Below are 21,836 nucleotides of genomic sequence, written 5' to 3'. Positions count from 1 at the left end.
TACCTTAGTGTATGCGTAGTGTATGGCGAGTGTATCATTTATGTATGCCGAGTGTATGCTAGAAGTATGGATGAAGTATATAAGAGGTATAGCAAAGGTATGGTTGTGGTACCCTTGATAAACAATCGAACAACTCAAAAATTAGCGCATTATCAAAATTACCCAATATAATTTTATTAATTTTAATAAAAGAGCGTTATAACTCATTATTTAATAAAAATAAAAACACAACCCTATTTTTTTATTCAATTTAGAATTAAAATAGTACTATTTTTATAATTTTACCCTATTATTTTTAGGGTATATTGTAAAAATAAATAAAAATGGGTTTAGAAAAACGTTGGATATCGGCTTTTGTAATTATTACTATGGTAGCAGTGACAGGTTTGTTTTGGCAACACCAACCGCCTACTACCAATTTCAACGAAGCCAACACCATTAACTTTGCCGATGTAGCTTGGTTGCTCACAGCATCGTGCTTAGTTTTATTAATGACACCCGGATTATCTTTTTTCTATGGCGGTATGGTAGGCAAGAAAAACGTCATTTCTACCATGCTCAAAAGCTTCATCTGCCTTGGAGTCGTAAGTTTGCTATGGGTAACCGTAGGATTCAGTCTCTCCTTCGGAAGCCCAATAGGAATCAACCTCAACGGAACATATTATGGTATTATAGGCAATCCGCTAGATTTTGCCTTCTTCGATCAAGTAGAACTTTTGCCTCACAAGGCGTTAGGTTCTAGTATTCCTTTCATATTGTTTGCCCTTTTTCAAATGAAATTTGCTGTGATTACGCCTGCAATCATAACCGGCGCTTTAGCCGAGCGTATTCGCTTTATCTCTTTCCTCTTGTTTATTTGTTTGTTTACAGTTTGTATTTACGCACCGTTATGCCACATGATTTGGCATCCTCACGGCCTATTAGGTAGCTATTTCGGTGTAAAGGATTTCGCAGGAGGTACAGTGGTGCACATGAGCGCAGGTTTCGCAGCATTAGCAGGAGTCATTGTTTTGGGCAAAAGAAAAAACAGCGAACACATTCCAACCAACATTCCTTTCGTACTTCTAGGAACAGGATTGCTATGGTTTGGCTGGTTTGGTTTCAATGCAGGTTCCGCACTTGCAGCCAACGCAACAGCAGCCATGGCATTTGCAACAACCACCATCGCCTCAGCATCAGCCATGATGACGTGGGTATTTTTTGATAGATTAAACGGAAGAAAAGTTTCCGCACTCGGAGCATGTATCGGAGCAGTTGTTGGTTTAGTAGTCATAACACCATCGGCAGGTTACATAACCATTCCACAAAGCATCTTCTTCGGATTCATAGGCGCCATAGTTTCCAACAAAATGGTCTACTGGAAAAAGCTAAAGCAAATAGACGACACACTAGACGTATTCGCCTGTCACGGCGTCGGCGGAATCATGGGTATGATTCTAACAGCCATCTTCGCTCAAGGAGAAAACGCCAGCTTACTTCACGGCGGCTGGAGTGTTTTTGGTCACCACATGATGGCCTTAGTTTTAGTTTCTGCATTCACCTTTGGTGGTGCTTATCTTTTATTCAAACTAACCAACCTCATAATCCCAATCCGCGTCACAGAAGAATCAGAAGATTTAGGGTTAGACTTGTCGCAACACGGTGAGAAGTTTTAATGATTTTTGCCGCAAAGACACCAAGGCACGAAGGTTTTCTCTAATTTTCTTAGCATAAAAATCACATTCATAAATCTTTATGTAATAAAAAACTTTGTGCCTTAGCGACTTTGTGGCGAATAAACTTAGCGCCTTGTCATAAAAAACTTTGTGCCTTTGTGCCTTTGTGGCGAATAAACTTTGTGCCTTATCATAAAAAAAACTTAGCGTCTTAGCGACTTTGTGGCAACTTTTTGTATTTTTATCAAAACAAATCCCATGAAAAAACTACTCCTCACACTAGCACTTATAACACAATTGTCCTTTGCACAAGACAAGCAAGCAATAAACACCATGTTAGACAATTGGCACAAAGCAGCAGCCGACGTTCAATTTGACAACTACTTCAGTTACCTAACCGATGATGCCATTTACATAGGAACCGATGCTACAGAAAACTGGAATAAAAAGCAATTTCAAGCTTTTGCAAAACCCTATTTCGATAAAGGTCGCGCATGGAGTTTCACTGCTTTAGAAAGAAACATCTACTTCTCAAAAGACGGAAAAACAGCTTGGTTTGACGAACTGTTAAACACCCAAATGAAAATCTGTAGAGGTTCAGGAGTATTGGTCAAAGTAAAAAATACTTGGAAAATAAAGCACTACGTTTTGTCCATGACAGTTCCAAACGACAACTCTGATGAAGTTACAAAAATAAAGGCGCCAATAGAAGATGCGCTGATTGAAAAACTAAAAACTAAAGTTCCTTAATTGGAACTTTTTTTATACCCAATAAAACCAAACCTTTTTTATTCTCGTACATGACTCTATAAACAAATCAAGAACGTCATGAAAATTAACAAGAAAGTAAAAATCGCTCTACTCAGTCTTCTGGGAATCGGACTATTATTTTTTGCAATATTAGTCTATCACATAGCTAATGCTAGACCTATTGAAAATGCAACCATCCAAATCAGTCGAATTGATTTTGACAAACCATTTGATTCTATTGGAACAGTTGAAATAAGAGAAAAACTACACGCTATTAAAGGTGTAAAAAGTGACATTATTGTCAAAAACAATGTGGTGGTTTACTTTCACGACAACACCATAGCCAACTCAGAAAAGGTGTACAACGAATTAATGAGCAAAGGAAATTATAAAGCAGAACGTTTTGTATTACCAGCCAATCTTGCCAACAAGCAAGTGTGTCCAGTAATCAAGAAAGACGGCTTGAGTTATAAGTTTACCAAATTAGTACAATCAATTTTTTAATTAATCTTTAAATATAAATGCTATGACTAAATTTTCAAAACTTGCACTTTGTGCATTGGTAATTGGAGCATCAGTGTTCACATCTTGTAGTGATGATGATGAAACACAAGCAGCTCCAGAGAAACCATCAATCTACGCTAGATTAGGCGGAACAACAATGGTAGCCGATCCAGATAATCCCGGACAAATGATTGAGCAAGGTCGTTTGAGCTACAGAAAAGTAGTAAATTCAACCGTTGGACTAATCGTTGCTGATGTTCAAAGTGGTGCTTCAGGTAACTTAGGAGCGCATTTCGCACCAGTATTAACAGAAGTTGGTGCAGGAAACACAACTAATTTAGCCATTCTAGTAGACAACTTAACCGATTTCTTCTCGTTCAATACAGGAGGAACAAATGCAGTAAATACTTACTCAGGTCTTGACATGGTTAATGCTCATAATCCAGCAACTAATCCAAGAATGGGTGTAAAATCTACTAATGCAAACTACGACAAATTTGAAGGTTATGTAGGAGCTGCTGCCGTTGCTAACGGTGTACCAGCTAACTCAGAACTATACAACGATGTGGTGGCTGTATTAGAATCTCTAAGAGCTCCAATTGTTCAACAATAGGATTTTTTTGTTTAGAGTTGAGCGCTACCTTGTTCTTGGGGTAGCGCTTTTTTTATATCTATTATTTTTGCTTTTTCAAGTTTTCCAACATTTCAACGGTCATGTTTTCTATGTTGAAATCGTTACTCCAACCCCAATCTTCTCTTGCAGAAGTATCATCAATAGAAGCAGGCCAACTATCAGCAATCTTCTGACGGAAATCTGGATTATAATCTATGGTAAAATTAGGATAGTGTTTCTTAATCTCTTCAGCAATTTCTTTTGGAGTAAAACTCATCGCCGATAAATTATAAGAAGAACGAATTTTAATCTTTTCTGCATCGGCTTGCATAATGCTAACGGTAGCTTTAATCGCATCATCCATATACATCATAGGCAAAGCAGTATCTTCTGAAAGAAACGAAGTGAACGAACCTTTTTCAATTGCTTTGTGGTAAATATCTACCGCATAATCTGTAGTTCCACCACCTGGTTCGGTAGTCCAACTTATTAATCCTGGATAACGAATACTTCTTACATCAACGCCATATTGATGGTGGTAATATTCACACCAACGCTCGCCAGTTTGTTTAGAAATTCCGTAAACGGTTGTTGGTTCCATGATGGTATATTGTGGCGTATTGTCTCTTGGAGTTGTTGGTCCGAAAACCGCTATACTTGAAGGCCAAAATATCTTTTTTATTTTTCCAGCTTTCGCCAAATTCAATACGTGAAATAGTGAGTTCATATTCAAATCCCAAGCAAAAGCTGGATTCTTCTCAGCTGTAGCAGAAAGTAAAGCTGCCATTAAATAAACATCGGTAATCTGATATTGTTCAATCAAATGCTCAATCTGATTGTAATCTAAAGCATTGACAACTTCAAAAATTCCGTTGTTAACGATATCATTATTTAATTTTCGAATATCGGAAGCAATCACGTTGTCATTTCCGTAAATACTTCTTAATTTGGTGGTTAACTCGGTACCTATTTGCCCACAAGCACCGATTATTAATATTTTAGTAGTCATAGTTTGTTTGTTTGTACTACAAAGATAACGTTTTCGTGAGAATGATGTTACAGTTTCCATTTGAAAAACAATTAGTGAACATTTATAAAACCTTTCACAAAATCTCTAAAACAAAACTCCTACTTTTGTACTTTTGTAATCAAACCCATTATTCTTCTAATGAAGTTATCATCGATATATCTAGTTTTCTTTATATTAGTATTGGCATCGTGTCAAAACGATAACACTACACTGATTATTGAACAACAGAAAGAAGCAAAGAAAAAAGAAGTCATTTTCAACAACATCAACCGCGGATGGATTTTTAATATTGCACCTGTAGAACCTATAACACAAAGCCGCATCAACAGTTGGATGGAATGGCGTAACTTTCTAACAGAAATCAATCAAAAACCAAAAAGTACCATTGGCGCTTTTCAGAAAAAATCGAAAGCGCTTTCTGTAAAAGTAATGGACTTAAACAACAATATTCCATTAGAATTCAATAAGCCACAAGTCAAAGCCAGAATCGCAGTTGTAACAACCAAAATAAAATCGTTGGATTTATTCATTCACCTAAATCAAATTCCAGATGCAAAAGTTGTAAAACTTGTTGGCGAAATTAATATGGAAGTAGAATACCTTCAATTACAGATGGAAGAAATTGTAAAAAGAAGTCTTATACCAAGAGAAGATGGCGAACCAGATATTTTGAGTATGAAAGACTCAACAAGAGCTGTTCCATCGACAAACATTGATCCCGATTTAGAATAATTTTGAGTAAAAATAACGTCATTTCTGTCTATCAAAAGTCGGCAAAAGTCCAGCTTTTATCTAATGCTTTAGAGCAACGTGATTCCAAAATAAACGCAAAAGGTTTATTGGGTTCGGCGTTGTCTTTTGTAATTCAATCTACTTTTGAAAAAGCAGAATTACCTTTTCTTTTGTTGTTCAGCGATAAAGAAGAAGCGGCTTATTACCTCAACGATTTAGAGCAACTCATCAACGATCAAGATGTGTTGTTTTATCCAGGTTCGTACCGTCGTCCTTATCAAATTGATGAAACAGACAACGCCAATATTCTACTAAGAGCCGAAGTTTTAAATAGAATCAATTCGCGTAAAAAACCAGCTATAATTGTTTCCTACGCCGAAGCCATTTTTGAAAAAGTAGTTACCAAAAAAGACCTTGACAAAAACACTTTAAAAATTTCTGTAAACAATAAAATCGCCATTGATTTCATTAACGAAGTATTATTTGAATACAATTTCAAAAGAGTAGATTTTGTCACAGAACCAGGAGAATTCTCAGTTCGTGGTGGAATTGTAGATGTTTTTTCTTTTTCAAATGATAATCCCTACAGAATAGAATTTTTTGGAAACGAAGTAGATTCCATCAGAAGTTTTGATGTTGAAACACAATTATCTATTGAAAAACTCAAGAAAATCTCCATTATCCCAAATGTAGAAAACAAATTCTTCGAAGAAAACAGAGAAAGTTTCTTAGACTATATCGACCAGAAAACGGTGCTTTTCATTCAGAATACCGATTTGCTTTGCCATCAATTAGACAAACTTTTTGCGAAAGCAACAGAAGTATTTGCCAAATTAGACGCCACCATAAAACATCTTGAACCTAAAGATTTATTTCTTAATCAAGAACAATTTTTAAAGAAAGCCTTGAACTTTTCTGTAGTAGAATTGAGCAATGCGCCAACTTATAAAATTGATAAAACAATTGAATTCCATATTCAACCACAACCTTCCTTCAATAAGCAATTTGATTTATTGATGAACAACTTGGCAGAAAATCACTTCAATGGAATTAAGAATTATTTGTTTTGTTCCAATGAAAATCAAGCCAATCGTTTTCATGATATCTTTGAAGACATAGATGAGGAAAATCATGAAAGCGTTCGCAAACAATATAAAACCGTAGTTTTTCCATTGTTTAAAGGATTTGTTGATGAAGAAAACCAAATAGCGTGTTACACCGACCATCAAATATTTGAACGTTACCACAAATTCAATATTAAAAATGGTTATTCTAAAAAGCAAACCATAACTCTAAAAGAGCTGACTTCCTTGACCGTAGGCGATTATGTAACGCACATCGATCACGGAATTGGAAAGTTTGGAGGATTGCAGAAAATTCAAGTTGAAGGTAAAACGCAAGAAGCTATAAAATTGGTTTACGCAGATAATGACATCGTTTATGTAAGCATTCATTCGCTGCATAAAATTTCTAAATACAACGGAAAAGACGGCGCACCACCAAAGATTTACAAGCTAGGAAGTGGCGCTTGGAAAGCTTTAAAACAAAAAACAAAAGCAAGAGTAAAACATATTGCCTTCAACTTAATTCAGCTTTACGCAAAGCGAAGATTGGAAAAAGGATTTGCTTGCGCACCAGATAGTTATTTACAAAAAGAGTTGGAAAGTTCATTCATTTATGAAGATACACCCGACCAAATTACAGCAACTCAAGACGTAAAAGCCGATATGGAAACCGATAGACCAATGGACAGATTAGTCTGTGGTGACGTTGGTTTTGGTAAAACAGAAGTTGCCATTAGAGCAGCATTTAAAGCCGTTGATAATGGAAAACAAGTAGCCGTTTTAGTTCCAACTACAATTTTGGCGTACCAACATTATAGAACTTTTTCTGAACGATTGAAAGACATGCCAGTTTCTGTAAATTATTTAAATCGTTTTAGAACTGCCAAAGAAAGAACCGAAACCATTAAAAATCTTGGTGAAGGAAGAGTTGACATCATCATTGGAACCCATCAATTGGTAAACAAAGATGTAAAATTCAAAGATTTAGGATTGTTGATTATTGACGAAGAACAAAAATTTGGTGTAAACGTAAAAGACAAACTAAAAACAATTTCAGCCAATGTGGATACGTTGACTTTAACGGCGACTCCAATTCCGAGAACGTTGCAGTTTTCTTTGATGGCTGCTCGTGATTTATCAGTAATTACAACGCCTCCACCCAATAGATATCCAATTGAAACGCATGTGGTTCGTTTTCACGAAGAGTTAATTCGCGATGCCATTTCGTATGAAATTCAAAGAAACGGACAAGTATTCTTTATCAACAACAGAATTGAAAACATCAAAGAAGTTGCCGGAATGATTCAGCGATTAGTTCCAGATGCAAGAGTTGGAATAGGTCACGGACAATTAGATGGTAAAAAACTAGAAGAATTAATGTTGGCTTTCATGAATGGTGAATTTGATGTTTTAGTAGCCACAACGATTATTGAAAGTGGTTTGGATGTGCCAAATGCAAATACGATTTTCATTAATAATGCGAATAATTTTGGTTTGTCTGATTTGCATCAAATGCGTGGTCGTGTGGGAAGAAGTAATAAAAAAGCGTTTTGTTATTTCATCACGCCACCCTATTCTGCCATGACCGATGATGCTAGAAAACGTATTCATGCTTTAGAACAATTTTCAGAATTAGGAAGTGGATTTAACATTGCCATGAAAGATTTAGAAATTCGTGGTGCCGGAGATTTATTAGGCGGAGAACAAAGTGGTTTCATCAACGACATCGGATTTGATACCTATCAAAAAATCATGAACGAAGCCATTGAAGAGTTGAAAGAAAACGAATTCAAAGATTTGTATCCAACAGAAAACGACATCGAAACCAAAGAATATGTAAAAGATTTACAAATCGACACCGATTTTGAATTGCTTTTCCCTGACGAATACATCAATAATATTACTGAGCGTTTGAACTTATACAACGAATTGAGTTTAATTAAAAACGAGGAAGCATTACAAGTATTCGAACAGAAATTAATCGACCGATTTGGAGCTTTACCAAAAGAAGCTAATGCCTTACTAAACAGCATCAGAATAAAATGGAAAGCAACTGCTATTGGAATCGAAAAATTGGTAATGAAACAAGGAAAAATGGTAGGCTATTTTGTAGGCGACCAACAAAGTGATTTCTATCAATCGAATCGTTTTATGAAAATGGTACAGTTTGTTCAAATGAACAGTAGCCTATGCAAAATGAAAGAAAAAGAAACCAAAAACGGACTGCGTTTATTGTTGACTTTTGAAAATGTAAAAAGCATTAACAAAGCTTTGGAATTGATGAATAAGATTTAGTTTAAACAGAAAGGTTATAAACATTTATTGATTAATTTTACTAAAAAATAGTATGAAATATCATGATAATTCAAGTTTTGCTTCAGATTCAATAGGGATTGATATAAATTTAAAGAAATTAAAATTTCTAATACCCGAAATATTTGGACCTATTCAACAAATTAAATACAAACTCAAGAATTGGGGCTTTTCAACTCATATTGAAACAATTTCTGAGCATGTAAAATATGGAGATAGTCAAGGTGCAATAGTTGTAAAAACAGACCCATTATTAATTGCAGCTTACAATGAAGATATTGATTGTATCGTTATGTTACTATTTGAAAAAAGAATCCAAGAAAGATATAATTTTAAAGTTAAAGATAGGCTTGTTTGCGTTAACACATTCGCAAAAATTCAACAATTACAATCTGATTTAATTCCAGGAAAAAATAACTCTAAAATGTGGACATTAGTGCATCCAATAATTGCTGATTTAGTTTCATTAGACGAAGATAAAATTGAAAAAAGGAAAAATGAAATTGGTGATAATGGCTATGAATATATTTGGCAACTTGCAACAGATTATTTGAAGTTAAAAAATGGAGCCTCTAGAATCGGAAAGCCATTATATTCCGATCAAGTTATTCCACTACCTTTTTAATTTGGGCTCAATTATTTAATCAAGATGTCTCATTAAAATTTAAAAACACTAATTTATACCAAATCTAAAACATAACTCAATTTCAAGGAAAAACAAACAAAGCTTTGAAACTAATCTATAGAGTACAAAAAAAGCCATCTGAATTAGATGGCTTTTTTTGTACTCTATAGATAGTGTTATCTTCTTAGTACTTTGAAATTAGCTTCTTTATCACCATCAAACTTCAATTTGAAGAAATAAGTTCCTTGGGCAAAAGCTGAAATATCAACATTAGTAGTAGTTTCATTCAAGTTTTTATCTAACAACAATTGTCCAGTAACATTATAAACTTGGATTTGATTGATAGCTGTTTTTGAATTGATTGTAACCTTTCCATTAGATGGATTTGGATAATAACTAAAATCAATATAATTGTTACTGTTAGTATTTAATCTTGGCGAACAAGTAATTGTTGCAACAAACCCACTGTCAATTACTCCTTGATCAGAATAAAACTTAACAGTTAAAGAACCGTCAACAGCAGTTGAAACAAATGGACCAGGAATATTTGTTCCAGTAGCTCCACCCGGATTCATTAATGGTGCAGCAGTTGAATTTCCATCATAAACATATAAATAATCATAATCTACCTCAAGTGAAAATGCCGAAAAGGTCAGTACAATTTCATTGTTTGCAACATTTGGAATAATAGTTCTTATTACAGTTTCCATATTAGTATAATCTCCTGTTGCACCACCAGAATCTGTAAATACAATACCACTACAGAAGTTTGCTGCAGTCACAAAAATTAATTGTCTTCCTCCAATTTCAAGACCAGCTGAACAACTTGGGCTTATTTCTGCCACATAGTATGAATTTGGATTTAAACCATTTACAACATAATTATTTGTGGTTACAGTAACCCAACTACCAGGTGTTCCTCCAAAAGGATACACTCTAACTTTCCAAGCAGTAAATGTTCCAGAATCAATCCAACTAATTGTTGCTGTATCTGTTCCTACATTATTTATCGATATAGATGAAACTGTATTGATACAAGTATTTATACAATCTGTACTCAAACAAGGACCATTATTTACAGCTGTTAAAACAGCATTTTTAGGTTGTGTACCAAATCCATTACTGAATTTAATCCCCACACCACTAACTAAGTGACAATAACTCATTATAGTTCCTTTTGCAGTTGTTGAAGGAATAGTTAAAGGCGTAGTTCTACAAGAATAACCTTCTGCTGATGAACCCAAAGCCGACGATGCACAATTATCAATAGCTGTATTGTTTCCGTTCCAAGCACAAGAATGAGTGTGTCTAGAACCTAATAAGTGACCAAACTCATGAGTAATTACTTGAACGGTCCATGAATAAGTAGGTACGGTTGGATAAGGCGCATTGGTATAAGCAAAATTCACATCTGAATAACTAAAATTGTTTTGAGAACACAAACCATTTATTCCAACTGCAACTCCTCCCAATCCTCCTGGATCAATTCCAACTAATTGTCCAACATCTCCATCAAAAATAGGTCGCACTTCATTGAACTTATACAAGTAAGCTGAAGAAGAAGTTCCTATTCCTTCATAAGGATCTAGAGTAGTCCAAATGAACATTGATTTCAATGATACTGTAATACCATCTTGTTGATATAATGATTTAACATTGTTAAAAACGGAAGTCATCCAATTGGTAGTTGTTGTAGTGCTATTGCCATTTGATTGAAATAAATTATAGTCAATTTCAAAATACATTGTAACACATCTTACACTATTGATATCTCTATTTGCAACTATTGTCTCATCGCTATGAAGTGATTCATCATCTTTGAATGAACATTCAAAACCGCTTCCTACTTGCATTTTGGAATCGGAATAAACAATATAATCCGTAAAGTTATTATGGTTTTTATTATCAAGTCTTCCAACCACAAGATTGTTTAATTCATCATTGGAAGCAATTCCGTTGAACTCATTATTAAAGAAATTAAAAGATGCTATAGAATTGTAATCACCTTTAACTATTCCACGATAGTGAACTCCTTTTTCGTAAGGAATATTTTTTGCTTTATCAGTGTCTACATGAAATCCTTCTGCAAATATATTTACTTTATATAAATCTAATTTTACAATTGACCCATTGTAAGGAATAGACAATTCTATAAATTCATATTTATTGGCAACGATATCGTTAACAATAGTTGTTTTAATAGTTGCTAATGTAGCATCAGTGACAACATTATTTATGTTCTCATCTGGTTTATCTTGTGAGGCTGTTAAAACCGTAAATGGTCTAAAAACAACTCGAGATGCTTCTAATTCTTGAATCTTTTTCGCAACTTCATTCTGTGCAAACAAGAAAACAAAACTAAACAATGAGGCAATTGTAAAGATTTTTTTCATAGTATTTAAGGTAAAATTATGTGGTAAAGTTAATAAAAATGTAATTAGTTTATAATAACAACAAAATAAATGTGTGATTTTTATAAATTGTTTAATCTTAGAAGTAAAAAAAAGCGTCTTCCAAATGTTCTATCTTCAACTCGTTGTCTTCTTTATAAACCGAAATAATATCAAATCGAACTTCCAAATCTAAATCATTGGAAATCAAATACTCATTTACGGCTTTGACCAAAAGTTGGATTTTTTTAGGCTTTACAAAATCTTGAGGTAAACCAAACTCAAGTGAGGAACGAGTTTTTACCTCAACAATGGCAAGTGTGTTTTCTTTTTGGGCAATGATATCAATTTCGGCTTTTTGGAACGTCCAATTAGTTTCAAGAATCGCATAGCCATTCTGTTGCAGAAAGTCTACAGCTAATTCTTCTCCTAATTTTCCTAAATCGTTGTGTTCTGCCATTTTTTAGATTGTTGGATTTTTTAGACTATTGGATTGTTGAATTTCTTTGAATGCTTTTTCTAAAAATCTAATAATCCAAAAATCTAACCATCTATTCAAAAACCACTTTACTCTCTATATCGTTCACTTCCATTGTAACTTGTTTTCCAAAAATCAAGGCTCGATTATCTGCCATATGGCCAGCAGGAAAATTGTAAATTACAGGAATATTGTAATTTTTAGTAACATCTTGAATGATTTCTAAAGCATTTTTACCCCAAGGAATTTCGTTGTCTTTCATTTTAGTCATTCCTCCAACAATGATTCCTTTCAAACTTTCAAGACAACCATTGCGTTTTAAATTCATCATCATTCTGTCGATATGATATAAATATTCATCTAAATCTTCAATAAAAAGAATCTTATCAGAACAATCTATAGCCGATGGCGAACCAAATAAACTATATAAAATAGATAGATTTCCTCCAACTAATTCACCTTTGGCTGTTCCGTATTTATTCATAAACTCACATGGAACAGTATATTCTATATGCTCACCAAACAAAGCTTTTCTTAAAGTCTCTTTAGCTTCTTCACTAGCTTTAGAACTTACAGGCATAATACCGTGAATTGAGGCATAACCCATAGTATTCAAATGACTATGTAAAACGGTAACATCACTAAAACCAACTATCCATTTTGGAGATTGCTTAAATTTTGTGAAATCTAATAAATCAATCATTCTCACTGTTCCATAACCACCACGAACGCACCAAATAGCTTTGATATTCGGATTGTCTAATTGTTCTTGAAAATCGGCTGCTCGTTGCTCGTCAGTTCCAGCTAATTGATTATTGTCTAAACCAATCGTAGAACCAACAACTACTTCTAAACCCCAATTTTTTAACCATGAAATAGCTGGTTTTAGATTGTCTTCAATGTTTTTACGCGCTGTTGCTACAATAGCAACAGTATCGCCTTTTTTTAAATTAGGTGGGAATATCATCTTTTTTTGAGCTTGAAGGTTTATTGAGAAAATAAAAATTAGAATATAGAATGTAAATTTCTTCATTTTTGTTTTTAAAACTGAACTACAAATATATAAATTAAGTTGAATTGAAATCTATTGCTTATTTTTGCAAGATATATACCGAATTTTATCATGTTAGAAAATCCAAAAAGATATACCATAACGGCAGCATTGCCTTATACCAACGGACCAATTCACATCGGGCATTTAGCTGGAGTTTATGTTCCAAGTGATATTTATGCACGTTATTTAAGATTGCAAGGAAAAGATGTTGCGTTTATTTGCGGAAGCGATGAACACGGCGTTGCTATTTCGATGAAAGCCAAAAAAGAAGGAATAACTCCGCAACAAGTTATCGATAAATACGATGGAATTATTCGTAAATCGTTTATTGATTTTGGAATTTCGTTTGACAATTATTCTAGAACTTCTTCTAAAATTCATCACGATACAGCATCTGATTTTTTTAGAAAATTATACGATAACGGCGACTTTATTGAAGAAGTAACTGAGCAATTATATGATGCGAAAGCCGACCAGTTTCTTGCAGATAGATTTGTGGTTGGAACTTGTCCAAAATGTGGCAATGAAGAAGCTTATGGTGATCAATGCGAAAAATGTGGTTCGACACTAAATGCAACTGATTTAATCAATCCAAAATCGACTATAACTGGTGAAACTCCAATTTTAAAATCGACTAAGCATTGGTTTTTACCTCTAGATAGATATGACGATTTCTTAAAAGAATGGATTTTAGTTGGTCATGCAAAAGATTGGAAAACCAATGTTCTTGGGCAGGTAAAATCATGGTTAGACGACGGATTAAAACCTCGTGCAGTTACACGTGATTTAGATTGGGGAATTGACGTTCCTGTTGAAGGTGCAGAAGGAAAGAAACTTTATGTTTGGTTTGATGCACCAATTGGTTACATTTCGTCAACCAAAGAATGGGCAGCTCGTGAAGGAAAAGATTGGGAACCGTATTGGAAAGATGCCGATACTAAATTGGTTCACTTCATTGGAAAAGACAATATTGTTTTCCATTGCATTATTTTTCCTGCGATGTTGAAAGCCGAAGGAAGTTTTATTTTACCAGATAACGTTCCTGCAAATGAGTTTTTGAATTTGGAAGGAAACAAACTTTCTACTTCAAAAAATTGGGCCGTTTGGTTGCACGAATATTTGTTAGATTTTCCAGATAAACAAGATTCTTTGCGTTATGCCTTAACATCAAACGCTCCAGAAACTAAAGACAACGACTTTACTTGGAAAGATTTTCAGGCAAGAAATAATAATGAATTGGCTTCTATTTTTGGAAATTTCATCAATCGTGTTGTTGTTTTAACTAACAAATATTATGATGGAATTGTTCCTACTCCAAATGATTTTACAGAAGTTGACGAACAAACTTTAGCTGAATTAAAAGCGTATCCTGCGGTAATTTCTTCGTCAATTGAAAGATTCCGATTTAGAGAAGCACAAGGCGAATTGATGAACGTTGCTCGTTTAGGAAATAAATATTTAGCCGACGAAGAACCATGGAAAATGGTAAAAGAAAATCCAGAACGAGTAAAAACTCAAATGTATGTGGCATTACAAATTGCAGCTGCCTTGAGAGTTTTATCAGAACCTTTCTTGCCATTTACAGCATGCAAATTATCAGGAATTCTAAAAACTGATTTGAATTTGAGTTGGAAAGATGTTTCTGAAAGAACCGATTTACTTCCATCTGGAAATCAAATTGGACAAGCTGAAATTTTATTTGCTCAAATAGAAGACGCTGAAATTCAAAAACAAATAGACAAACTAGAAGCTACAAAAGTGGCAAATAAAGCAGAAAACAAAGTGATTGAACCACAAAAAGAAACGTCAACATTTGAAGATTTTTCAAAATTAGATTTGCGTGTTGGAACTATTTTAGAAGCTGAAAAAATGCCAAAAGCAAACAAACTTTTAGTTTTAAAAGTTGATACTGGAATAGACGTAAGAACCATAGTTTCGGGAATTGCAGAACATTTCTCACCAGAAGAAGTAGTTGGAAAACGCGTTACAGTTTTAGTAAACTTAGCTCCAAGAGCATTGCGTGGAGTAGAAAGTCAAGGAATGATTTTGATGACCAACAACGCAGACGGAAAACTGGTTTTCGTAAATCCAGACGCTGATGGAGTTGAAAATGGTGCGTTGATTAGTTAAAAGAAAATTACATGAAAAACTTCATACAAAAACTTCCAAAAGCAGAACTTCATTTACATATTGAAGGTTCATTTGAACCCGAATTAATGTTTGCTTTGGCGCAAAGAAATCAAATTGATATTCCATATAAAACTATTGAAGAAGTTAAGCAAGCTTATAAATTTTCTTGTTTGCAAGATTTCTTAAATATTTATTATGCTGGCGCAAGTGTGCTTATTCACGAGCAAGATTTCTACGAATTGACAATGGCGTATTTAACCAAATGTCACGAAGAAAATATTATTCACACCGAAATAATGTTTGATCCACAAACACATACACAACGCGGAGTTGCTTTTGAGACTATAATCAACGGAATTCAACGTGCGCGAAATGAAGCACAAGAAAAATGGAATATTTCTTCTTTGCTAGTAATGAGTTATTTGCGTCATCTTTCTGAAGAAGATGCTTTTGAAACCCTGAAACAATCGTTGCCTTATAAACATTTAATAAAAGCTGTTGGTTTGGATTCATCCGAAATGGGAAATCCACCATCTAAATTCTATAAAGTATTTGAAGCTTCGGCGAAAGAAGGTTATGTTTTGTTAGCGCATGCTGGCGAAGAAGGTCCAGCCGAATACGTTTGGGAAGCAATTGATGGATTGAAAATTGAAAGAATTGATCACGGAAATAATTGTTTGACAGATGAAAATTTAGTTAATGAAATTATCAAAAGAGATATGGCTTTAACGGTTTGCCCATTATCAAATTTAGAATTGAAAGTCGTTACCGATTTAAAACAGCATCCTTTAAAAACCATGCTGAATAAAGGAATTAAAGCAACTGTAAACTCAGATGATCCGGCTTATTTTGGTGGTTATTTGAATCAGAACTTTACGGCTATTCAAGAAGCGTTGGATTTATCAAAAGAAGATTTAGTGACTTTATCAAAAAATTCGTTTCAATATTCATTGTTGGATGACAAAAGAAAAAATGAATTATTACGTTTAGTTGATGAATATTCAATAACCAATTAAAAAAAATATTATGAAAAAATTACTATTCGCCTTAGCTTTACTTATCACTTCCATTTCTTTTTCACAAGAATTAGTAAAATCTGTTCCTTTAAAAGTTGCAAAAAAATCAGATGTTTTTCAAGTTGTAGATTCTGAAAAAAAACAAGTTCTGTTGTTTTTTAGCAACAAAGATGGTGTAAAAACAATTCGTTTTGATGAAAATTTTGAACTTAAAGATTCATTATCAGGAAATCGTCCCTATCAAGAATATAACGATATTATTGGTTATAGCATTTCTAACAACAAGTATTATTCTTATTGGGCAAGCACAAACAGCAAAGAAATTGCTTATCAATGTTTTGATTTTGAAAACAAAAAAATTGATTTCAAAACATACCAATTAGAATTTACCAAAGAAAAACCTATTGAAAAAATAACAGTTAATAATGTTTTTTATTTGATTACCATATTAAAGAATACAAGTACATTAAATTTTTATGTATTTAAAGATGGTCAAATGGAAAAGAAAAGTGTCGATTTATCAGATAAAACTTTTATCGATAAAGAAAACAAGAAAACCAATCTTTGGGAACTTATTAATTATGGATCTAGTTTTCAACCTTCATTAAACATTCAAAACATATTGAATGAAACTCCTCCTTCGCTAACTTTTAGTGCTAACAAAAGAAAAGCGTATGTTAATGGTAGTAATCTGATTTTTACATTTGATGAGAATACTGGGTTTACTCAAATGCTAAATTTTAATTTAAGTGACTTTACAGTTGTTCAAAAATCATATTCACAATCATATGTTCAAGAAACTGAATTTGGTGGTTTAGAATCAAATTCTTTTTTATTGAGTGACAAAATTGTTCAGCTAAAATTAAATTCTGATGTTTTAAAAATTTCTGTTAAAGATCTTGAAGGAAGTGTTCTGAAAGAATATGATGCCTATGCAGAAAAAGAAATAAAATTTAAAAACTCAGAAATTATTCAAGAAAATGGGAAAATATCAAACACAAGGGTTTTAGATAATTCAAATCAATTATTGAGAAAAATTTACAATCTAAATCCTTCTATTTCTTGTTACAGTCAAAATGATAAAATATATGTAACGCTAGGAAGTGTTTCTTTGGTACAAAGTAATAATGCAACAATGTATGGCGGAATGATTGGTGGATTTACAGGAGCTCTAATTGGAGCTGCTATTTCTTCAAATTACTCGGTTAACAATTTGAATTCTTACGAAAAAAGAAAAGTTGTTTACATAAATTGTTTGTTTGATAATGACTTCAATCATGTTGACGGACAATTAAAAAAATTAGCCTTTGACGAACTTAGAGTTTTTGCAGATAAAAACGAAGATTTAGTTTGCCAAACTGTTTTTAGATTAAACTCAGCTTTATTTTATGGTGGTTACGATAAAGAAAAAAGAACATATTCTTTTTATAAATTCAAAGATTAATTAACCATGAATCCAAAAATAATTGCTTTTGATGCCGACGATACTTTGTGGCACAACGAACCTTACTTTGATGAAGCTCAAGCAAAGTTCTGTGAACTATTTGCAGATTATGCTTCCAAGCAAGAAATTTTACAACTGATATTAAGTCATCAAGTGAAAAATCTTCCTTTGTATGGATTTGGAATAAAAGCATTTACCCTTTCTATGATTGATTCTGCTTTAGAATTGACCAATGATCAAATATCGGGACAAGGCATAAAAAAAATTATTGCTATTGGTAGAGATTTACTTCAAAAACCTGTAGAACTTTTACCAGAAGTGGAAGATGTTTTGCAACAATTAAAAGGAAAATACAAGCTTGTTGTAGCAACCAAAGGCGATTTGAAAGACCAACACAGAAAATTACACGATTCTGGAATTGGACATTATTTTCACCATATTGAAGTAATGAGCGACAAAAAAGAATTGGATTACGAAAAAATGTTAGGTCGTTTAGACACAAAACCTGAAGATTTCATCATGATTGGAAACTCCTTAAAATCGGATGTTTTGCCAGTTTTAAACATTGGAGGACATGGTTATCATATTGCTTATCACACCACTTGGGAATATGAAAAAATTGATTTTGAAATAGAACATGATAACTTCAAATCGCTTGAAAAAATCTCAGACGTTTTACCATTATTATTACAATAATTGAAAATTATTTTAACCGCAAATTCGCAAATTATTTAAAAATGAAGAAGACAAATTTGCGAATTTGCGGTAAATTATTTTTTTATGAAACAAAAACTCAACTTAGAAACCTGGAATCGTAAAGAACATTTTCTGTTTTTCAAACAAATGGAAGAACCTTTTTTTGGTGTTACAATTACAGTTGATTGCACCAAAGCTTATGAAAAAGCAAAAGAAATGGGAGTTTCATTTTTTACTTATTACTTGCATAAAACGCTAGTTACTGTTAATTCTATCGAACCTTTTCGTTACAGAATAATTGACAATGAAGTTTATATTTTTGATAGAATTGATGTTTCTTCAACCATTTTAAGAGAAGACAAAACCTTTGGATTTTCACAAATAGAATATTCCAAAGACTTAAACCAATTTGCAGAAAATACAAAAAAAGAAATCACAAGAATTCAATCAACAACAGGACTTTTTACTAGAGAATATTCTGAAAATCTAATTCATTTTTCTGCATTGCCTTGGATTAATTTTACTTCTTTTTCACATGCAAGAAGTTATACTTGGCCCGACAGTTGTCCGAAAATATCTTTTGGAAAAATGATGGACGAAAATGGTAAGAAAACAATGTCAATGTCCATCCACGTGCATCACGGATTGATGGATGGATTTCATGTTGGAGAATTTGTAAAGCTATTTCAAGAATTGATGAATCGTTAGAAAATATAAGTCCAATTTTCTCCATCACTTATCACAATTAATGTTTTGAAAAGTGCATTTGGAGGCATATTAATTGGTTGGGCAGTTGGTCCACTAGAATCCTTTGCATAGAGATCACTTGGAGCTGTCGAAAACAAGTAAGCAGTTTGAGAATTTGAAATATTTCTTAAAATATAAATCCTTCCTGGAACATCAACTGCATTTGGCAAAATAAAATCGGGTCCGTTAGTTCCTGATGTTGCAACTGGTGTTAGAGAGATGTAAACACCATCATTTATCAATCTCCTATTCGATGGAGAACCTCCAGTAAAAACTGCAGAACCTGCAACATTAGAATTGACAATACCTACTTCTTTAATGGTCAAGTTTCCATTAATATCCAATGTACTCATTGGAGTTGATGTATTAATTCCAACTTGAGAAAATCCGCTTTGAAAAAAGCAGCCAAACACCATTAAAAAAAGGATTTGTTTAAAGTGGAACATCTTTTTAAAGTTAATTATTTATTGTATTCTAAATAAAGATATTAAAAAAATCAACAGTTGTTAATTTAATCTTTCCCGAAAACGTTTTCGTGTTAAAAACTTCTTTGTTTTCGTAGCATTGCTTCTACATAAATAAAAAAAAGCGACAGAATTTTACTTCCGTCGCTTTATTTAAAGTTCAATTAATTCTCTTAAAAAGCATTCAATACCGATAAGATATCATCTCCGTAATTTAAGGTTCTCGATTCTCCAAAACCTTTCACTGTTTTAAGTTCGTCTAAATTTTGTGGTTTCGATTTTACAATAGAAATCAAATGTGAATTATGACAAATTCTAAAAGACGACCAACCTAATTTTTGAGCTAAATCATTGCGCCATTGTTTCAAGGCAGTGAAGATTTCGTTCTCTTGTTCATTAAGTTCTATAACTTCTGTAAGTTTTGAATCACTTTTTTTCAATTCATAGAAAACTACTGCCGACCAAAAATCTGTTGTTCCTGTGGTTACAAAATTGGTTGAAGTAAGCTTCACCTCTACCGAATCTAGAAACGCATTCATACGAGATTGATCTTGCTGGCAATTTTCTTTATCTAAGCGAATATTAAATACTTTGATGTTCATCGTGACACTTTTTTACGTTAGACTATTTACCTAAAAGCAATAACTCGTTGGCAACAATTTCGGTGATATAACGCTTGTTTCCTTCTTTGTCGTCATAACTTCTGTGCGTTAGTTTTCCCTCTATAGCGATTTCTTTACCTTTGATAACATATTTCTCAATAATGTCAGCTACTTTTCCCCAAGCGGTAATTCGATGCCATTCTGTGTTCTCAACTTTCTCACCTTTATTATTAGTGTAACTCTCATTGGTAGCAATAGTAATATTAGCTACTTTCTTTCCTCCATCAAACGTTTTGATTTCTGGTTCTTGTCCTACGTGTCCGATTAATTGTACTTTGTTTTTAATTGCATTCATGGCGTGTAAATTTTTAATTGTTTTTGTTATTTGAAAATTATTCTAGATTTGAAATTGTAAATTATTTGCTCATTAAAACAAGCTCGTTTACCATTACTTCTGTGATGTAGCGCTTGTTTCCGTCTTTGTCATCATAACTTCTGTGAGTAAGTTTACCTTCAATGGCGATTTCTTTTCCTTTAGTTACATACTTTTCGATAATGTCGGCTGTTTTTCCCCAAGCGCTTACTCGGTGCCATTCGGTGTTTTCAACTTTATCACCGTTTTCTTTGTAATAAACTTCATTAGTAGCGATAGTAAGATTGGCTACTTTTTTTCCTCCTTCAAATGTTTTGATTTCTGGTTCTTGACCTACATGTCCGATTAATTGTACTTTGTTTCTCATGGCGTGTAAAAATTTAAATTGTTATTATTTTATGTTATTTGTTGTCTTATTTAAAATTGCTATTGAAATTGCTATTGAAATTGATTTTTGCAATTGTTGTTTCATTTCGACGATGCAAAGTTGTGGCGGCTTGCAAACTTTATTCGGTTGATTACCATTTAAAATCGGTTGTAAATATTTGTAAACGTTTGTAAACGGAAATTTTTTATTATATTTGACTGATTTTTAAAGAATTGAGGATAGCAAATTGTTTTATGTATATTTTTAAAAAATTAGAAGAAATACAAAAGACAAAACCAATCTAGCCCTGATTGTAGTGGCACGAAGTAGAACGAAAAGCAGGAATAAGGAAACCAAGAATGCCCGAGCCATTCGCTCCTAAAAACATTTAAAACTATGAGTAAAAACTGTTTAGAATGTAACGAAAAAATTGTTGGTCGCGAGGACAAAAAGTTCTGTAGCGATGGTTGCCGAAATGCGTACAACAACAAAATTAACAAAGACAGCAACAATTACATGCGCAATGTAAACAACAAATTGCGCAAAAATTACCGCATCTTAAGTGAAGCTAATACGGAAGGAAAATCAAAAATTACAAAGACCAAATTACTGAGTAAAGGATTTGACTTTGATTATTTTACGAATATTTTAAACACCAATACAGGAAATACGTATTACTTTGTGTACGATCAAGGTTATCGTTTTCTGGAAAATGATTTTTATATGTTGGTGAAGAAGGAATATTAGAAAGTACGAAGTACGAAATTATTGAAGTTATAAAAATAATAA

At 33.1% G+C, this 21,836-nt stretch carries 21 protein-coding genes; 13 read left to right on the top strand and 8 right to left on the bottom strand.

Features of this window, described 5'->3' with window-relative positions; all coding sequences use genetic code 11:
• Positions 1 to 323 precede the first annotated feature (323 nt).
• From ACYU7A_RS04500 to ACYU7A_RS04485, 4 genes are all read left to right on the top strand, one after another.
• Positions 324 to 1,655 (top strand): ammonium transporter, encoded by a 1,332-nt coding sequence (locus ACYU7A_RS04500; protein WP_460574424.1) that lies wholly within the window; start codon positions 324 to 326, stop codon positions 1,653 to 1,655.
• Positions 1,656 to 1,913: 258 nt separating this feature from the next.
• Positions 1,914 to 2,405, top strand: coding sequence for a nuclear transport factor 2 family protein (locus tag ACYU7A_RS04495; protein ID WP_460574422.1), 492 nt, complete (start codon positions 1,914 to 1,916; stop codon positions 2,403 to 2,405).
• Positions 2,406 to 2,483: 78 nt separating this feature from the next.
• Positions 2,484 to 2,909, top strand: coding sequence for a hypothetical protein (locus tag ACYU7A_RS04490; protein WP_344815923.1), 426 nt, complete (start codon positions 2,484 to 2,486; stop codon positions 2,907 to 2,909).
• Positions 2,910 to 2,931: 22 nt separating this feature from the next.
• Positions 2,932 to 3,522 carry a globin family protein gene (locus ACYU7A_RS04485; protein ID WP_460574420.1) on the top strand — a complete coding sequence of 197 codons (591 nt, stop codon included), beginning with the start codon at positions 2,932 to 2,934 and terminating at the stop codon, positions 3,520 to 3,522.
• Positions 3,523 to 3,583: 61 nt separating this feature from the next.
• On the opposite strand, the gene ACYU7A_RS04480 is transcribed toward ACYU7A_RS04485, so the two are convergent.
• Positions 3,584 to 4,531, bottom strand: a complete 948-nt coding sequence (locus tag ACYU7A_RS04480; RefSeq protein ID WP_460574418.1) for an L-threonine 3-dehydrogenase — start codon at positions 4,529 to 4,531, stop codon at positions 3,584 to 3,586.
• Positions 4,532 to 4,690: 159 nt separating this feature from the next.
• Between ACYU7A_RS04480 and ACYU7A_RS04475 the strand changes: the two genes are divergently transcribed.
• Genes ACYU7A_RS04475 through ACYU7A_RS04465 form a run of 3 tightly spaced genes read left to right on the top strand, consistent with a single transcriptional unit; the run spans position 4,691 to position 9,286 of the window.
• Positions 4,691 to 5,284, top strand: coding sequence for a hypothetical protein (locus tag ACYU7A_RS04475; protein WP_460574417.1), 594 nt, complete (start codon positions 4,691 to 4,693; stop codon positions 5,282 to 5,284).
• A gap of 20 nt (positions 5,285 to 5,304) precedes the next feature.
• Positions 5,305 to 8,643 carry a transcription-repair coupling factor gene (mfd, locus tag ACYU7A_RS04470; RefSeq protein ID WP_460574814.1) on the top strand — a complete coding sequence of 1,113 codons (3,339 nt, stop codon included), beginning with the start codon at positions 5,305 to 5,307 and terminating at the stop codon, positions 8,641 to 8,643.
• 52 nt (positions 8,644 to 8,695) lie between these two features.
• Positions 8,696 to 9,286, top strand: a complete 591-nt coding sequence (locus ACYU7A_RS04465) for a hypothetical protein (RefSeq protein ID WP_460574415.1) — start codon at positions 8,696 to 8,698, stop codon at positions 9,284 to 9,286.
• Between the two features lie 176 nt (positions 9,287 to 9,462).
• On the opposite strand, the gene ACYU7A_RS04460 is transcribed toward ACYU7A_RS04465, so the two are convergent.
• The 3 genes from ACYU7A_RS04460 to ACYU7A_RS04450 all read right to left on the bottom strand — a co-directional run bounded on the left by ACYU7A_RS04460 (position 9,463) and on the right by ACYU7A_RS04450 (position 13,187).
• The gene (locus tag ACYU7A_RS04460) at positions 9,463 to 11,679 is read right to left on the bottom strand and encodes a M12 family metallo-peptidase (protein WP_460574413.1); all 2,217 of its coding nucleotides are present in this window, start codon (positions 11,677 to 11,679) and stop codon (positions 9,463 to 9,465) included.
• Positions 11,680 to 11,776: 97 nt separating this feature from the next.
• Complete coding sequence (locus ACYU7A_RS04455; RefSeq protein WP_460574411.1) at positions 11,777 to 12,136, bottom strand: YraN family protein; 360 nt, start codon at positions 12,134 to 12,136, stop codon at positions 11,777 to 11,779.
• A 91-nt stretch (positions 12,137 to 12,227) separates the two neighbouring features.
• Positions 12,228 to 13,187, bottom strand: a complete 960-nt coding sequence (locus tag ACYU7A_RS04450) for a S66 peptidase family protein (RefSeq protein ID WP_460574409.1) — start codon at positions 13,185 to 13,187, stop codon at positions 12,228 to 12,230.
• Positions 13,188 to 13,277: 90 nt separating this feature from the next.
• On the opposite strand from ACYU7A_RS04450, the gene metG reads away from it, so the two are divergent.
• From metG to ACYU7A_RS04425, 5 genes are all read left to right on the top strand, one after another.
• Positions 13,278 to 15,338 (top strand): methionine--tRNA ligase, encoded by a 2,061-nt coding sequence (metG, locus tag ACYU7A_RS04445; protein WP_460574407.1) that lies wholly within the window; start codon positions 13,278 to 13,280, stop codon positions 15,336 to 15,338.
• Positions 15,339 to 15,349: 11 nt separating this feature from the next.
• Positions 15,350 to 16,354: an adenosine deaminase gene (locus tag ACYU7A_RS04440; RefSeq protein WP_460574405.1), complete on the top strand. Its 1,005-nt coding sequence runs from the start codon at positions 15,350 to 15,352 to the stop codon at positions 16,352 to 16,354.
• 10 nt (positions 16,355 to 16,364) lie between these two features.
• Positions 16,365 to 17,798 carry a hypothetical protein gene (locus ACYU7A_RS04435; protein WP_460574403.1) on the top strand — a complete coding sequence of 478 codons (1,434 nt, stop codon included), beginning with the start codon at positions 16,365 to 16,367 and terminating at the stop codon, positions 17,796 to 17,798.
• A 6-nt stretch (positions 17,799 to 17,804) separates the two neighbouring features.
• A complete protein-coding gene (locus ACYU7A_RS04430; protein WP_460574401.1) occupies positions 17,805 to 18,494 on the top strand; it encodes an HAD family hydrolase in 690 nt (229 codons plus the stop codon).
• 84 nt (positions 18,495 to 18,578) lie between these two features.
• Positions 18,579 to 19,202, top strand: coding sequence for a CatA-like O-acetyltransferase (locus tag ACYU7A_RS04425; RefSeq protein WP_460574399.1), 624 nt, complete (start codon positions 18,579 to 18,581; stop codon positions 19,200 to 19,202).
• On the opposite strand, the gene ACYU7A_RS04420 is transcribed toward ACYU7A_RS04425, so the two are convergent.
• From ACYU7A_RS04420 to ACYU7A_RS04405, 4 genes are all read right to left on the bottom strand, one after another.
• Positions 19,199 to 19,657 carry a hypothetical protein gene (locus ACYU7A_RS04420; protein ID WP_460574397.1) on the bottom strand — a complete coding sequence of 153 codons (459 nt, stop codon included), beginning with the start codon at positions 19,655 to 19,657 and terminating at the stop codon, positions 19,199 to 19,201. The genes ACYU7A_RS04425 and ACYU7A_RS04420 overlap by 4 nt on opposite strands.
• Before the next feature lie 221 nt (positions 19,658 to 19,878).
• Positions 19,879 to 20,307, bottom strand: coding sequence for an HRDC domain-containing protein (locus ACYU7A_RS04415; RefSeq protein WP_460574395.1), 429 nt, complete (start codon positions 20,305 to 20,307; stop codon positions 19,879 to 19,881).
• Positions 20,308 to 20,329: 22 nt separating this feature from the next.
• Entirely contained in the window at positions 20,330 to 20,662 is a 333-nt protein-coding gene (locus tag ACYU7A_RS04410) for a single-stranded DNA-binding protein (protein WP_298308794.1), read from the bottom strand.
• A 61-nt stretch (positions 20,663 to 20,723) separates the two neighbouring features.
• The gene (locus ACYU7A_RS04405) at positions 20,724 to 21,047 is read right to left on the bottom strand and encodes a single-stranded DNA-binding protein (RefSeq protein WP_344815910.1); all 324 of its coding nucleotides are present in this window, start codon (positions 21,045 to 21,047) and stop codon (positions 20,724 to 20,726) included.
• 396 nt (positions 21,048 to 21,443) lie between these two features.
• Here ACYU7A_RS04405 and ACYU7A_RS04400 point away from each other — a divergent pair, with 396 nt between their 5' ends.
• Positions 21,444 to 21,794, top strand: coding sequence for a hypothetical protein (locus ACYU7A_RS04400; RefSeq protein ID WP_298308789.1), 351 nt, complete (start codon positions 21,444 to 21,446; stop codon positions 21,792 to 21,794).
• The last annotated feature ends 42 nt before the right edge of the window (positions 21,795 to 21,836 follow it).

This window comes from Flavobacterium koreense (assembly GCF_054776075.1).
This window is presented reverse-complemented; position numbering and strand designations above follow the sequence as displayed.